Here is a 14148-nt window from a genome sequence, read left to right as displayed (position 1 = left end):
GGCGCTACCCGGGCCGTTGTAACCCCTTGTTTCAAAGGGGGGCCTAAATATGTAGCCACCCGCCCCCAGACCTATCCGGAAGGAGTACTCCCATGTGGACCAAACCTGCTTACACTGACCTGCGTATTGGCTTTGAAGTGACCATGTATTTCGCAAGTCGCTGAGTCTGCTTGCGGTACAACGCCTCGGTCAGCCGGGGCGTTTTCATTTTTGGACGCAGCAGGAGTGGCCATGTACATCCAGATTCTAGGTTCCGCCGCCGGCGGCGGTTTCCCGCAGTGGAACTGCAACTGCGACAACTGCAAGGGCTTTCGCGACGGCACCTTGCGCGCCAGCGCACGCACCCAGTCCTCGATCGCACTGTCCGACGACGGGGTGCACTGGGTGCTGTGCAACGCCTCGCCGGACATCCGCGCGCAGCTGCAAGGCTTCGCCCCCATGCAGCCGGCCCGCGCCCTGCGCGACACCGGGATCAACGCGATCATCCTGCTCGACAGCCAGATCGACCACACCACCGGCCTGCTCAGCCTGCGCGAAGGTTGCCCGCACCAGGTGTGGTGCACCGACATGGTCCACCAGGACCTGAGCACCGGCTTCCCTCTGTTCACCATGCTCAGCCACTGGAACGGTGGCCTGCAGTGGAACCGCATCGAGCTCGAAGGCAGCTTCGTGATCCAGGCGTGCCCGAACCTGCGCTTTACCCCGTTCCCGCTGCGCAGCGCCGCGCCGCCCTACTCGCCGCACCGCTTCGACCCGCACCCGGGCGACAACCTGGGGCTGATGGTCGAAGACCTGCGCACCGGCGGCAAGCTGTTCTACGCCCCGGGCCTTGGCCAGTTCGACGACAAGCTGCTGCAACTGATGCACGACGCCGATTGCCTGCTGGTCGACGGCACGCTGTGGGAGGATGATGAGATGCAGCGCCGCGGTGTCGGTACCCGCACGGGCCGCGAGATGGGTCACCTGGCACAGAATGGCCCCGGCGGCATGCTCGAGGTACTCGAAGGCTTCCCCGACCAGCGCAAGGTACTTATCCACATCAACAACACCAACCCGATTCTCGATGAAGACTCCGCCGAGCGCGCCGAACTGGCCCGCCGCAACGTCGAAGTGGCCTTCGACGGCATGAGCATCGAGCTGTAGGAGCCCCCATGAGCGAAGCCGTACCGCTTTCCCCCGCCGCGTTCGAGCAGGCCTTGCGCGCCAAGGGCGCCTACTACCACATCCATCACCCCTACCACGTGGCCATGTATGAAGGCCGCGCCAGCCGCGAGCAGATCCAGGGCTGGGTCGCCAACCGCTTCTACTACCAGGTCAACATCCCGATGAAGGATGCGGCGATCCTGGCCAACTGCCCGGACCGCGAGATCCGCCGTGAGTGGATCCAGCGCCTGCTCGACCACGACGGCGCCCCCGGCGAAGACGGCGGCATCGAAGCCTGGCTGCGCCTGGGCCAGGCCGTGGGCCTGGACCCCGACCAGCTACGCTCGCAGGAGCTGGTGCTGCCCGGCGTGCGCTTCGCGGTCGACGCCTACGTCAACTTCGCCCGCCGTGCCAGCTGGCAGGAAGCGGCCAGCAGCTCGCTGACCGAACTGTTCGCACCGCAGATCCACCAGTCACGCCTGGACAGCTGGCCACAGCACTATCCCTGGATCGACCCGGCCGGCTACGAGTACTTCCGCACCCGCCTGGGCCAGGCCCGGCGCGATGTGGAGCATGGCCTGAGCATCACCCTGCAGCACTACACCACGGTGCAGGGTCAACAACGCATGCTGGAGATTCTTCAGTTCAAGCTCGATATTCTGTGGAGCATGCTCGACGCCATGAGCATGGCCTATGAACTGAACCGCCCGCCCTACCACAGCGTCACCAGCGAGCGGGTGTGGCACAAGGGGATCACCTTATGAGTTTCGACCGTTCGAAGACGCCGCACTGGCGCCCCGGCTACCGCTTCCAGTACGAACCGGCGCAGAAGGGCCATGTGCTGCTCTACCCCGAAGGCATGATCAAGCTCAACGAAAGCGCCGCGCTGATCGGCGGGCTGATCGACGGCAAGCGCGATGTGGCCGCGATCATTGCCGAGCTGGACGTTCAATTCCCCGGTGTACCCGAACTCGGTGACGACATCGAGCAATTCATGGAGGTCGCCCGTGAGCAACACTGGATCGTCCTTGAGTGAGGTACCGGCCAAGCCCGCAGTCGGCCTGCCGCTGTGGCTGCTGGCCGAACTGACCTACCGCTGCCCGCTGCAATGCCCGTACTGCTCCAACCCGCTGGACTTCGCCGAGCAGGGCAAGGAGCTGAGCACCGAGCAGTGGTTCAAGGTGATGGCCGAGGCGCGTGAAATGGGCGCCGCGCAGCTGGGCTTTTCCGGCGGCGAGCCACTGGTGCGCCAGGACCTGGCCGAGCTGATCGGCGAGGGGCGCCGCCTGGGCTACTACACCAACCTGATCACCTCCGGCATCGGCCTGACCGAACAGAAGATCGCCGACTTCAAGCGCGCCGGGCTGGACCACATCCAGATCAGCTTCCAGGCCAGCGACGAACAGGTCAACAACCTGCTGGCCGGCTCGAAGAAAGCCTTCGCGCAGAAGCTGGAGATGGCCCGCGCGGTCAAGGCCCACGGCTACCCGATGGTGCTGAACTTCGTCACCCACCGGCACAACATCGACAAGATCGACCGCATCATCGAGCTGTGCATCGCCCTGGAAGCCGACTTCGTCGAGCTCGCCACGTGCCAGTTCTACGGCTGGGCCAAGCTCAACCGCGCCGGCCTGCTGCCCACCCGCGCGCAGCTGGAGCGCGCCGAACGCATCACCAACGAATACCGCGAGAAGCTGCAGGCTGCGGGCAACCCGTGCAAGCTGATCTTCGTCACCCCCGACTACTATGAAGAACGGCCCAAGGGCTGCATGAACGGCTGGGGCAGCATCTTCCTCACCGTCACCCCGGACGGCACCGCACTGCCGTGCCATGGCGCACGCCAGTTGCCGGTACAATTCCCCAACGTGCGCGAACACAGCATGCAGCACATATGGTATGACTCGTTCGGCTTCAATCGTTTTCGCGGTTACGACTGGATGCCCGAGCCGTGCCGCTCCTGCGACGAGAAAGAAAAGGACTTCGGCGGCTGCCGCTGCCAGGCCTTCATGCTGACCGGCGACGCCAGCAATGCCGACCCGGTTTGCGCCAAATCGGCGGACCACGGGATCATCCTCGCTGCTCGGGAGGAGGCCGAAACCGCCACCCAGACCATCGACCAGATGACCTTCCGCAATGATCGAAACTCCCGTCTCATCGCCCGCGGCTGAGCGTTTCAGCGCACAACAGGCGGTTGCCGCCGGCACCGACTACGCCGAACTCAAGCGCAGCCCGCTGGGGCTGTTCTGGAACGAGTTTCGCCCCCAGGACGGCGGTTGCCGCATCTGGCAGTGGCGTGACGGCCAGGCCCGCTGCCTGACCCCCGACGGCTTCAGCGTGCGCAGCCGCGTCTACGAGTATGGCGGCGGCGGTTTCTGCCTGAGCGACGACGGGCTGGTGTTCGTCAACGAAGCCGACCAGCAGCTCTACAGCCAGGGGCTCGGCGGCGGGCAGCCGCAGCCGCTGACCCACGGCCAGTGCCGCTACGGTGACCTGCGCTGGGGCGCCGGCCAGGTGCTGGCGGTTGAAGAAGACGCCGATGTGCACCGGCTGGTATCGATCGCCGCCGGCACCCGCACGGTACTGGCCGAAGGCGCCGACTTCTATGCCGCTCCCACCCTCAGCGCCGACGGCCAGCGCCTGGCCTGGATCGAATGGAGCCGCCCGCACCAACCCTGGACTGCCACCCGCCTGCTGTGCGCCGAACGCCGCGATGCACACACCTGGGAAGCGCCGCGCTGCATCGCCGGCAGCGAGGCGCAACCGGAATCGCTGCAGCAGCCGCGCTTCGATGCCGACGGTCGCCTGTACTGCCTGTCGGATCGTGACGGCTACTGGCAACCCTGGGGCGAAACCCCGCAGGGCTGGGCAGCACTGCCGGCCGAGCGCGCCGACCATGCCGGCGCACCGTGGCAACTGGGCGCCAGCACCTGGCTGCCCCTGGACGGCGGCGGGTATCTGGCGAGCTGGTTCGAGGGCGGCTTCAGCCGCCTGGGCGTGCATCATGCCGATGGCACCCTGGAAGACTTCAGTGACGTCTACACCCGCTTTCGCTGCCTGGAGATCGACGACCGGTACCTGTATGCCATCGCCGCCTCTGCCGTCAGCACGCCCGCCGTCATCGCCATCGACCGCCACAGCCATGCCGTTCAGGTGCTGGCCGGCGGTGCGATGCCCTTGCCCAGCGAACAGGTCAGCCAGCCGCGCAGCATCACCTACCCCAGCGGCGATGCCCAGGCGCACGCCTTCTTCTACCCGGCCATGAATGGTGTCGAGGCGCCGCCGCTGGTGGTGTTCGTGCATGGCGGACCGACCTCGGCGTGCTTCCCGGTGCTCGACCCGCGCATCCAGTACTGGACCCAGCGCGGCTTTGCCGTGGCCGACCTCAACTACCGTGGCAGCAGCGGCTATGGCCGCGCCTATCGCCAGGCCCTGCACCTGCGCTGGGGCGAAGTGGACGTGCAGGATGCCTGCGCGGTGGTCGACTTCCTGGCAGGGCAAGGGTTGATCGACCCGACGCAGGCGTTCATCCGCGGGGGCAGCGCCGGGGGCTACACCACGCTGTGTGCGCTGGCGTTCCAGAATGTGTTCCGTGGCGGGGCGAGCCTGTACGGGGTCAGCGACCCGCTGGCGCTGACGCGCGCCACGCACAAGTTCGAAGGCGATTACCTGGACTGGCTGATCGGCGACCCGCAGCAGGATGTGCAGCGTTATCAGGCGCGCACGCCACTGCTGCATGCCGCGCAGATCAAGGTGCCGGTGATTTTCTTCCAGGGCGAACTGGATGCGGTGGTGGTACCGGAGCAGACCCGTTCGATGCTGGCGGCGCTGAAGGCCAACGGGGTGCGTGCCGAAGGGCATTTCTACCCGACCGAGCGGCACGGGTTCCGGACGGCAGCGAACCTGGCGCATGCGCTGGAAGAAGAGTGGAAGTTCTACCGGGAGGTTCTGTCACGGCCATTGCCATTGTAGGAGCCAGCCTTGCTGGCGAATGTCCCAGCGCGGTCTGAACCGTACAGGCCCATTCGCCGGCAACGCCGGCTCCTACAGGCGATGGCCGCGACGCGGTCTAGCGCTTGGCGATGATGTACACCGCGTGCACGATCCCCGGAATGTAACCGCACAAGGTGAGCAGGATGTTCAGCCAGAAGGCGCCACCAAAACCCACCTGCAGGAACACGCCCAGCGGCGGCAACAGAATGGCGAAGATAATTCGGATCAGGTCCATCGGGCAGCTCCTTGTCTAAAGTCCTAACTACAGACTGCAAGCACCCCCCACTGGTTCAAATAGCCATCCCCCATAAAAAAACGCCCCAGGCCAAAAGGATCAGGCCCGGGGCGATGCGCAGGAACGCGAGACGGTTCGTTGAATTCGGTACGGCGCTACCGGGTCAGGCACGCCGCTGGTTGAGTTGCGCCGTGTGCACACGGGCAAAGGCACGCGCCAGGCGCAGCAGCATTTCGTCGATGTTGCCGCGGCTGACGGTCAACGCCGGCGAAAAGCGCAGCACATTGGCCTGCGCCGCATTGAGCAGCAGCCCTTCCTGCAGCGCCGCCTTGACCAGGGCCTCGGCCGAGTCGTCGCTCAGCTCCAGGCCCCACAGCAAGCCCTGGCCGCGCACCTCGCCCTGGCCATAACGCCCCGCCAGGTGGCTCAGGCCATCACGCAGGTGCCGCCCCGACGCCTGCACCTGCTCCATGAAGCCCGGCTCCAGCACGGCATCGAGAATCGCCAGGCCCGCCGCACTCATCAGTGCATTGCCATGGTGACTGCCTTCCAGCTCGCCGGCCTCGGCGCAGCAGGCCGTACCCCGCGCCAGCAGGGCGGCCAGCGGCACACCGCCGCCCAGGCCCTTGCCCAGGGTGATGATGTCGGCGCGCACGCCGTAGGTCTGCTCGGCCAGCAGCGCGCCGCAACGGCCCACGCCGGTCTGCACCTCATCCAGGATCAGCAGGATGCCCAGTTCGCGGCACAGGCGCTCGACACCCTTGAGGTACTGCTGGGTGGCCGGGATCACCCCGGCCTCGCCCTGGATCGGCTCGAGCATGATCGCCACGGTACGCGAGTCCACTGCTGCATGCAGCGCGGCCAGATCGTTGAATGGCACCTTGCTGAAACCCGGCAGGCCGGGCTCGCAGCGGTTGCACGCCGACGGGTCGGAGGCCGACAGCGCCCCCAGGCTGCGCCCGTGGCAGCTCTGGCGCGCAGTGATGATGTGGTAGGCGCCATTGCGATGCAGCTGGCCCCACTTGCGCGCCAGCTTGATCGCACCTTCGCAGGCTTCGGCACCACTGTTGAGCAGGTAGGCCTGATCGCTGCCGGTGCTCTGGCACAGGCGGTTGACCAGGCTCAACAGGCCACGGTTATGAAAGCCGGCGCCGGGGTTGATCAATGCCTGGGCCTGGCTGCTCAGTGCCTGCACCAGCGCCTTGGGGCTGTGCCCGAGGCTGTTCACCGCGCAACCCTGGGTGAAATCCAGATAGGCGCGGCCTTCGTTGTCCCACAGCCATGAACCCTGGCCGCGCACGAACACCTGTGGCGCACGCTCGGTGGCCGGCATCAGGCATTCCCGCGACACCTGCTCGGCCTGGGCCAGTGCCACCGGCGCCGGTGCCTGCTCGGCAGCGCGCGCCGCCTGGCGACGCAGATTGAACAGGTTCATGCGCGCAGCCCTTCCAGCGGCAGGCCAAGCAGGCGCGCGGTCCAGTCCTCGACCTGGCCGCTGCGCAGGCGCTTGATCGCGATGTCGCGCCAGCGTGACGAGAGGGCCGGACAATCCACCAGCTTTTTCAAACCCGCATGCTCCAGAGGTTCACGGTAAAAAGTATGCAGTGCCCAGGCCACGGTCAGGCCCGGATAGCTGCGTTGTATCAGTTCGAACGGCTCGTCGGCGCTGACGAAGCCAGGCTTGAGCACCCGGTAGAACCAGCCGCAGCGCAGCGCGTCCTGCGCCTGTTGCGGCAGGTTCGGCAAGCCCCAGCGATGGCTCAGGCGGTAGCACGGCGAGCGCGGCTGGCTGACCTGCAGCAGCGCCCCGCCCCAGCGGAACATGTCGCCCAGGCAGACGTGCTCTTCGGTAAGGCCGCGGGTCGAGAGGTTTTCGCCAAAACCCGGCGCGCACCAGTCGATCTGTGGATAACGTCGCCGCCACCAGGCGTAGTGCTCGGCCGGATAGTGGTGCAAGGCCCGCTCGGGGCCGGTATGGAAGCGCGGGTCGCCGTGTTCGTCGCTGCCCAGCCCCTGTGGCCATAACCACAGCCTTCTTGCAACCTGTTCCTTATCGATATCGGTGAGTAACCCATAACCGACATTTTTTGCCTTGCCTATGTAAACGCCATCCACATAAACGGTATTCATCGCGCCTTCTGGCCCTGTAAACCTTGTGAATACGGGATAGACTAGGCTTCTCGCGGGCCTTCGGCCATTTCGTTTTTCGAGCTTTTTTGATAAGTATTGCTTATGGATTTTCGCCAACTGCGTTATTTCGTCGCGGTGTACGAAGAAGGCCATGTGGGCCGGGCCGCCGAACGCCTTTCACTGTCGCAGCCAGCGCTGTCGCAGCAGATCCGCCAGCTCGAACACAGCCTCGATGTGAGCCTGTTCGAACGGGGCAACAAGCGCCTGTTGCCAACCCTGGCCGCACACACACTGTACAACCACGCCCTGCCCCTGCTCGACGGCCTGCAACGCGCCCGCGAGGCGTTGCGCAACTTCCGCGGGCAGGCCTTGCGTACCCTGGCCATCGGCGTGCTGCAGACGGTACGGCCGAGCCTGGTGCCGCAACTGCTCGACCGCCTGCGCAAGGCGCAACCACACCTGGTGGTGCAGATCTACGAACTGTCGGGGCTGGAGATCGAACGGCGCCTGCTCAACGGCACCCTGGACATCGGCATCAGCTACCTGCCGCCGCGCCAGCCGGGCCTTCACGGCCTGCTGCTGTACGAAGACGAGCTGCAACTGGTGATCCCGCACACGCACCCGCTGCGCGAATTCAAGAAGGTCTCGCTCAAGCAGGCCGCCGAACTGCCCATGCTGATGCTGGGCGAAGAGTTCCAGGTACGCCAGATCTGGCAGGCGCAACTGGCCAACCTCGGGCGCCGCCCGCAGGTGCAGGCCGAGATGAACAACATGGGCGGGATTCTCGACAGCCTGGCGCATACCTCGCTGGCAACCGTGTTGCCGGGGCGTGCGCGCGACGCCACGGACGATCCAGAGCTGCTCTGGAAGCCGCTGAGCGAGCCGCGGGTGCCACTGAAGGTAGGCCTGGTGTTTCGCGATGCGCAGCGCCAGCAGGCGTCGGTGGAGCTGCTGCGCAATCTGCTGGAGGAAGAGATCGACCCTCGCCAGATCGGCGGTTCACCTCTGGATGTGCTCGGCTAGAAAAAACCCGGGCAAAAGAAAACCCCGCCGAAGCGGGGTTTTGCAGACTGTTTCCCTGACATCCTTTTCGTCCCGCCGTCCTGGCAGGAAATCCTTCCGTGTCCCTGTTATGTACTGTGCGCATCCTGCGCGACGTCCATGAGGTGAAGATTAGCTGTGGATCCAATCTTACGGAAGAGGCCAAACGTCACCACGTCATGTAAGCAAATGCTTACATGACGCCGTCAGATCAAAACTGTTCCGCGTCGAGCAGGTACAACGACTCGCTGCCCGCCTTCACCGAAGCGCTGAGCGAGTGAATACGCGGCAGCAGGCGGGCGAAGTAGAAGCGCGCGGTGCCCAGTTTGCTGGCGTAGAAGTCGTCCTCACCCTGTTTGGCCAGGGCCGTGCGGGCCATCAGTGCCCACATGTAGGCATAGGCGGTGTAGCCAAAGGCGTGCAGGTACTCCACCGACGCCGCGCCGATTTCGTTGGGGTTCGCCTTGGCGCGGTCGAGCACCCAGGCGGTCAGGTCGTCGAGGCTGTCCAGCGCCGTCTCCAGCGGTTTGACGAACTCGCCCAGCGCCGTGTCGGCGGTGGCGATGAAATGGCGGATCTCGTCGGCGAACAGCTTGTAGAACGCCCCGCCGCTGCCCACCACCTTGCGGCCCATCAGGTCCAGGGCCTGGATGCCGTTGGTGCCTTCGTAGATCTGGGTGATGCGCACGTCGCGCACCAGTTGCTCCTGGCCCCACTCGCGAATGTAGCCATGGCCGCCGAACACCTGCTGGCCATGCACGGTCACTTCCAGGCCCAGGTCGGTGAGAAACGCCTTGGACACCGGCGTCAGCAGCGCCACCAGGTCTTCGGCGCGCTTGCGGGCCTCGCGGTCTTCGCTGAACTTGGCGGTATCGAGCTGCATCGCAACATAGGTGGAGAAAGCCCGGCCGCCTTCGTTCAGTGCCTTCATGGTCAGCAGCATGCGCCGCACGTCGGGGTGCACGATGATCGGGTCGGCAGTCTTGTCCTTGGCCTGGGGCCCGGTAGGTGCACGGCTCTGCAGGCGGTCGCGGGCGTATTCGATGGCGTTCTGGTAGGAACGCTCGGCCGATGCCAGGCCCTGGATGCCGACCCCCAGACGCTCGTAGTTCATCATGGTGAACATCGCTGCCAGGCCCTTGTTCGGCTCGCCGACCAGGTAGCCCACGGCGCTGTCGAAGTTCATCACGCAGGTGGCCGAGGCCTGGATGCCCATCTTGTGCTCGATGGAGCCACAGGTGGCCGGGTTGCGCTCGCCCAGGCTGCCATCGGGGTTGACCAGGAACTTGGGCACCAGGAACAGCGAGATGCCCTTGGGCCCGGCCGGGGCGTCAGGCAGCTTGGCCAGCACCAGGTGGATGATGTTCTCGGTCAGGTCGTGTTCGCCGCCGGTGATGAAGATCTTGGTGCCGGTGACCTTGTAGCTGCCGTCGGCCTGCGGCTCGGCGCGGGTACGGATGATGCCAAGGTCGGTGCCGGCGTGGGGCTCGGTCAGGCACATGGAGCCGGCCCAGACCCCGGCGTACATGTTGGGCAGGTACCGCGTCTTGAGCTCTTCGCTAGCATGGGCGTTGATCGACAGGCAGGCACCGGCGGTCAGCATCGGGTACAGGCCGAAGGCCAGGCTCGAGGAGTTGACCATTTCTTCGACCTGGGCAGAGATCACCTTGGGCATGCCCATGCCGCCATAGGCAGGGTCGCCGCCCACGCCCACCCAGCCACCATCGGCGTAGGTGCGGTAGGCATCGATAAAGCCGGCCGGGGTGCGCACGGCGCCGTTGTCCCAATGGCAGCCCTCTTCGTCGGCGCTGCGGCTCAGCGGAGCGATTCGCTGGCTGGTGACCTTGCCGGCTTCCTCGAGCACCGCCAGTGCGGTTTCTTCGTCGACCGCCTCGGCCAGCCCGGGCAGTTGTGCCCACAGCCGGGATACTTCGAAGACTTCGTTGAGGACGAAGCGCATATCGCGCAGGGGCGCTTTATAGTCAGCCATGGCAACCTCTCACACCTTGAGTCGGGACGGCCCCGCAGGGCCGCTACACAGTTGCGAGCCAGTGTAACCTAACAACTTTTGTGACACATAGGGTCATCTGGCGACCATATAGTCACTTCTGGTCACGCCGTGCGCACCGCTCCACGCTTGCTCTGGTGGCCGTAGGTCATGGTGCAGTTACGCCCCGCTCCCTTGGCACTGTACAGCGCCTGGTCGGCCGACTTGAGCACCTCATCGGGGCTGCGGTGCTCGGGCAGGCGCTCGGCGGCACCGATGCTGATGGTCACCGACACGCTGCTGGCCCCGGCCGCCCCACGGCGTTGTCGCCCCTGCTGGTCGTCCTGGGGGCGGCTGTCCTGGTTGCGCAGCTGGATATTGTAGTTGGCGATCACCTCGCGCACCGCCTCCAGGTGCGGCAGGCATTCCTCGATGGTCTTGGCCGCGAACACCAGGGCGAACTCCTCGCCGCCATAGCGGTAGGCGCGGCCCCCGCCGGTGACCTTGGACAGTTTGCTGGCCACCAGGCGCAGCACCTGGTCGCCCACGTCGTGCCCGTGGGTATCGTTGAATTTCTTGAAGTGGTCGACGTCGGTCATCGCCAGCACATAGTTGCGCCCCAGACGCTGCATGCGCTCGTTGAGCGCGCGGCGCCCCGGCAGGCCGGTGAGCTCGTCGCGAAATGCCATCTGGTAGGCCTCGTGGGAGACCGCGGCGGCGATCATCAGCATCACCTGGCTGCACATGATGTTCAGGGTGAAGGGCAGGATGAAGGTCTGCGGCAGCATCCAGAAGATCCCCATCAGACCGATCACCTGCGCCGCATGCAGCGGGCGCGGTTCGCGCAGGTACTGCACCACCAGCAGGATGAAGGCGAGCAGAAACACCGGGTAGGCCAGCTGGATCAGGCTCATCCACTGACCGTGCAGCGCCGGCCAGCGGATTTCCGCGAGCCAGTTGAGCAGCGCCTGCGGGTAGCTCTGCTCCAGCCCCAGCGCCGTGCTGCCGACCGCCAGCAGCACGGCAAAGCGCGCCACCATGTCCTGGAACAGGTGCGTGCGCTCCTGCCAGGCGCCGTACAGCGCAAACAGGATGGGCAGCAACAGGCACACCAGGTGGAACACCACGGCGGCGTCCTGGCGTACCACGCCATTGTCGCGGTAGTAGTCGGTCTGGGTGTCGAGCAGGAAGTAGGCGATATACACCGTGACCATCAGGAACAGTTCACGCTGACGGCGGTAGACCGTGCAGTAGGCCCCGCCCAGCAGCAGCACCAGGGTTGGCAGCACGTTGAACAGCGAGGTGAAGAAGACGTTGAGGTCTCTGACATAAGCAGCGGCGAGCCCCGACACCAGCAGGAACAGTGACGGCAGAAAATGGCTCAGTCGTACAGCGGATAAACGAAACAAGGGAATCTCCGACCCGGCAGATCAAGTAATGGCATTGTGCCTTTAATGTGTCGGCAGCGCACATGAATAGATGAATATGCCGGCAGCACTTGTAACGGCAGGGTAGGAGCAGGGCTTAGCACGTATTCGTTTCAGGTTCTGACTAGCGCATAAAAAAACCCGCCGGTAAGGGCGGGCTTTCTTGCTTCAGGCGATGACTCAGTACGAGAGGCCGAAGTGCTCTTCGTTCATGTCCATCAGGTTGCTCGCGCCCGACAGCATGGTTTCCACATGCGTGCGGGTCCGCGGCAGGATGCGCTGGAAGTAGAAGCGCGCGGTCTGCAGCTTGGCGGTGTAGAACGCCTCTTCGCTGGTGCCGGCAGCCAGTTTCTCGGCGGCCAGGCGCGCCATGTCGGCCCAGAAGTAGGCCAGGCAGGCGTAACCGGAGTACATCAGGTAGTCCACCGAGGCGGCACCGACTTCTTCGCGGTCCTTCATCGCGGCCATGCCGACCTTCATGGTCAGTTCGCCCCACTCCTTGTTCAACTTGGCCAATGGCGCGACGAACTCGCTGATGGCCTCGTTGCCTTCGTTGTTCTGGACGAACTTGTGCACGATCTTGGTGAAGCCCTTGAGCGCCTCGCCCTGGGTCATCAGCACCTTGCGGCCCAGCAGGTCCAGCGCCTGGATGCCGGTGGTGCCTTCGTACAGCATCGAGATGCGGCTGTCGCGAACGTTCTGCTCCATGCCCCACTCGGCGATGAAGCCGTGGCCGCCGTAGATCTGCACGCCGTGGTTGGCCGACTCGAAGCCGACTTCGGTCATGAACGCCTTGGCGATCGGGGTCATGAAGGCCAGCAGTGCGTCGGCCTTCTTCTTCTCTTCTTCGTCCTGGCTGTACTTGACGATGTCGACCTGCTTGGCGGTGAAGTACACCATCGCGCGGTTGCCTTCGGCGAAGGCTTTCATGGTCAGCAGCATGCGACGCACGTCCGGGTGGACGATGATCGGGTCAGCCGCCTTGTCCGGCGCCTTGGGGCCGGTCAGCGAACGCATCTGCAGGCGGTCGCGGGCATACTTCAGGCCACCCTGGAACGCCACTTCGGCGTGGGCCAGGCCTTGCAGCGCGGTACCCAGGCGAGCGGTGTTCATGAAGGTGAACATGCAGTTCAGGCCCTTGTTGGCCGGGCCGATCAGGTAGCCGGTGGCGGCGTCGAAGTTCATCACGCAGGTGGCGTTGCCGTGGATGCCCATCTTGTGTTCGATGGAGCCACAGGAAACGGCGTTGCGCTCGCCCACACCGCCTTCGGCGGTCGGCAGGAACTTGGGCACGATGAACAGCGAGATGCCTTTGGTGCCGGCAGGTGCATCGGGCAGGCGCGCCAGCACGATGTGCACGATGTTGTCGGCCATGTCGTGTTCACCGGCCGAGATGAAGATCTTGGTGCCGGTGACCTTGTAGGAACCGTCGGCCTGAGGTTCGGCCTTGGTGCGCAGCATGCCCAGGTCGGTACCGCAGTGCGGTTCGGTCAGGCACATGGTGCCGGTCCATTCGCCGGATACCAGCTTGGTCAGGTAGGTGTTCTGCTGCTCGGCGGTGCCGTGCTCGGAGATGGTGTTCATCGCGCCGTGCGACAGGCCTGGGTACATGCCCCACGACCAGTTCGACTCGCCGACCATTTCGCTGACCGCCAGGCCCAGCGACTCGGGCAGACCCTGGCCGCCGTGATCGACGTCATGGGCCAGGCTCGGCCAGCCGCCTTCGACGAACTGCTTGTAGGCTTCCTTGAAGCCGGTGGGGGTCTTAACGCCCGACTCGCTCCAGGTGCAGCCTTCCAGGTCGCCCACACGGTTCAGCGGGGCCAGTACCTGTTCACAAAACTTGGCGCCTTCCTCGAGGATCGCATCGACCATGTCGGGGGTGGCGTCCTGGCAAGCCGGCAGGCTCTGATAGTGCGCTTCGTAGCCCAGCAGTTCATCGCGAACGAAACGAATATCACGCAAGGGGGCTTTGTAATCAGGCATAGCGATGAACCTCTGCTGATGGATCCTTGAATAGGGAGACCGCGACATACACCGACCAGCTCTAGGCGGCTTTCGGTCAAACAGTTGTTTGAAACATACGTTTACGCCGAAACCTTGTCAAGCACCCCCATGAGGGCATTTCTGCCATGGCAGGCTACGCTCCGGCCCTGCTCGACAGAACGCAGGCACGACAAGGCGCCCGGCCTTGG

13 protein-coding genes are annotated in these 14148 nt (G+C 64.9%); 7 read left to right on the top strand and 6 right to left on the bottom strand.

Annotated elements, in window-relative coordinates; all coding sequences use genetic code 11:
- The first annotated feature begins 92 nt into the window (after positions 1-92).
- The 6 genes from pqqA to MF6396_RS15895 all read left to right on the top strand — a co-directional run bounded on the left by pqqA (position 93) and on the right by MF6396_RS15895 (position 5112).
- Positions 93-164 carry a pyrroloquinoline quinone precursor peptide PqqA gene (pqqA, locus tag MF6396_RS15920; RefSeq protein ID WP_008365141.1) on the top strand — a complete coding sequence of 24 codons (72 nt, stop codon included), beginning with the start codon at positions 93-95 and terminating at the stop codon, positions 162-164.
- A gap of 67 nt (positions 165-231) precedes the next feature.
- Complete coding sequence (gene pqqB / locus MF6396_RS15915; RefSeq protein ID WP_078480867.1) at positions 232-1143, top strand: pyrroloquinoline quinone biosynthesis protein PqqB; 912 nt, start codon at positions 232-234, stop codon at positions 1141-1143.
- An 8-nt stretch (positions 1144-1151) separates the two neighbouring features.
- A complete protein-coding gene (gene pqqC, locus MF6396_RS15910) occupies positions 1152-1907 on the top strand; it encodes a pyrroloquinoline-quinone synthase PqqC (RefSeq protein WP_054915971.1) in 756 nt (251 codons plus the stop codon).
- On the top strand, positions 1904-2179 hold the full coding sequence (gene pqqD, locus MF6396_RS15905; protein WP_043863692.1) for a pyrroloquinoline quinone biosynthesis peptide chaperone PqqD: 276 nt from the start codon (positions 1904-1906) through the stop codon (positions 2177-2179). The genes pqqC and pqqD overlap by 4 nt, the downstream gene beginning before the upstream one ends.
- Complete coding sequence (pqqE, locus tag MF6396_RS15900) at positions 2151-3311, top strand: pyrroloquinoline quinone biosynthesis protein PqqE (protein WP_043863691.1); 1161 nt, start codon at positions 2151-2153, stop codon at positions 3309-3311. The genes pqqD and pqqE overlap by 29 nt, the downstream gene beginning before the upstream one ends.
- Positions 3277-5112, top strand: a complete 1836-nt coding sequence (locus MF6396_RS15895; RefSeq protein ID WP_078480865.1) for a S9 family peptidase — start codon at positions 3277-3279, stop codon at positions 5110-5112. Before pqqE ends, MF6396_RS15895 begins: the two co-directional genes overlap by 35 nt.
- A gap of 97 nt (positions 5113-5209) precedes the next feature.
- Here the strand turns inward: MF6396_RS15895 and MF6396_RS15890 are convergent, their stop codons facing one another.
- The 3 genes from MF6396_RS15890 to MF6396_RS15880 form a co-directional block, all read right to left on the bottom strand.
- Positions 5210-5368 (bottom strand): YqaE/Pmp3 family membrane protein, encoded by a 159-nt coding sequence (locus MF6396_RS15890; RefSeq protein ID WP_011063854.1) that lies wholly within the window; start codon positions 5366-5368, stop codon positions 5210-5212.
- A gap of 163 nt (positions 5369-5531) precedes the next feature.
- Positions 5532-6803, bottom strand: a complete 1272-nt coding sequence (locus MF6396_RS15885) for an aspartate aminotransferase family protein (protein ID WP_078480864.1) — start codon at positions 6801-6803, stop codon at positions 5532-5534.
- The gene (locus tag MF6396_RS15880; protein ID WP_043863688.1) at positions 6800-7498 is read right to left on the bottom strand and encodes an MOSC domain-containing protein; all 699 of its coding nucleotides are present in this window, start codon (positions 7496-7498) and stop codon (positions 6800-6802) included. The genes MF6396_RS15885 and MF6396_RS15880 overlap by 4 nt, the downstream gene beginning before the upstream one ends.
- A gap of 102 nt (positions 7499-7600) precedes the next feature.
- Here MF6396_RS15880 and MF6396_RS15875 point away from each other — a divergent pair, with 102 nt between their 5' ends.
- Complete coding sequence (locus MF6396_RS15875; protein ID WP_043863687.1) at positions 7601-8521, top strand: LysR family transcriptional regulator; 921 nt, start codon at positions 7601-7603, stop codon at positions 8519-8521.
- Positions 8522-8750: 229 nt separating this feature from the next.
- Here MF6396_RS15875 and MF6396_RS15870 read toward each other — a convergent pair whose 3' ends face one another.
- From MF6396_RS15870 to MF6396_RS15860, 3 genes are all read right to left on the bottom strand, one after another.
- Complete coding sequence (locus MF6396_RS15870) at positions 8751-10529, bottom strand: acyl-CoA dehydrogenase C-terminal domain-containing protein (protein WP_054915975.1); 1779 nt, start codon at positions 10527-10529, stop codon at positions 8751-8753.
- Positions 10530-10651: 122 nt separating this feature from the next.
- Complete coding sequence (locus MF6396_RS15865; RefSeq protein WP_043863685.1) at positions 10652-11935, bottom strand: GGDEF domain-containing protein; 1284 nt, start codon at positions 11933-11935, stop codon at positions 10652-10654.
- A 198-nt stretch (positions 11936-12133) separates the two neighbouring features.
- A complete protein-coding gene (locus MF6396_RS15860) occupies positions 12134-13939 on the bottom strand; it encodes a phenylacyl-CoA dehydrogenase (protein ID WP_043863684.1) in 1806 nt (601 codons plus the stop codon).
- Between the last annotated feature and the right edge of the window lie 209 nt (positions 13940-14148).

It is taken from the genome of Pseudomonas sp. MF6396 (assembly GCF_002018915.1).
GTDB classification, from domain to species: Bacteria; Pseudomonadota; Gammaproteobacteria; order Pseudomonadales; family Pseudomonadaceae; genus Aquipseudomonas; species Aquipseudomonas palmensis.
Note: the sequence above shows the minus strand (reverse complement) of the source record. Positions and strands in the feature narration are given on the sequence as shown.

Excerpts from the sequence above, each read along its gene's own strand:
- MF6396_RS15875 (WP_043863687.1), top strand. The coding sequence starts at position 7,601 with ATGGATTTTCGCCAACTGCGTTATTTCGTCGCGGTGTACGAAGAAGGC.
- MF6396_RS15860 (WP_043863684.1), bottom strand. The coding sequence starts at position 13,939 with ATGCCTGATTACAAAGCCCCCTTGCGTGATATTCGTTTCGTTCGCGAT.
- pqqD (WP_043863692.1), top strand. The coding sequence starts at position 1,904 with ATGAGTTTCGACCGTTCGAAGACGCCGCACTGGCGCCCCGGCTACCGC.
- MF6396_RS15890 (WP_011063854.1), bottom strand. The coding sequence starts at position 5,368 with ATGGACCTGATCCGAATTATCTTCGCCATTCTGTTGCCGCCGCTGGGC.
- MF6396_RS15895 (WP_078480865.1), top strand. The coding sequence starts at position 3,277 with ATGATCGAAACTCCCGTCTCATCGCCCGCGGCTGAGCGTTTCAGCGCA.
- MF6396_RS15880 (WP_043863688.1), bottom strand. The coding sequence starts at position 7,498 with ATGAATACCGTTTATGTGGATGGCGTTTACATAGGCAAGGCAAAAAAT.
- pqqC (WP_054915971.1), top strand. The coding sequence starts at position 1,152 with ATGAGCGAAGCCGTACCGCTTTCCCCCGCCGCGTTCGAGCAGGCCTTG.
- MF6396_RS15885 (WP_078480864.1), bottom strand. The coding sequence starts at position 6,803 with ATGAACCTGTTCAATCTGCGTCGCCAGGCGGCGCGCGCTGCCGAGCAG.
- MF6396_RS15870 (WP_054915975.1), bottom strand. The coding sequence starts at position 10,529 with ATGGCTGACTATAAAGCGCCCCTGCGCGATATGCGCTTCGTCCTCAAC.
- pqqB (WP_078480867.1), top strand. The coding sequence starts at position 232 with ATGTACATCCAGATTCTAGGTTCCGCCGCCGGCGGCGGTTTCCCGCAG.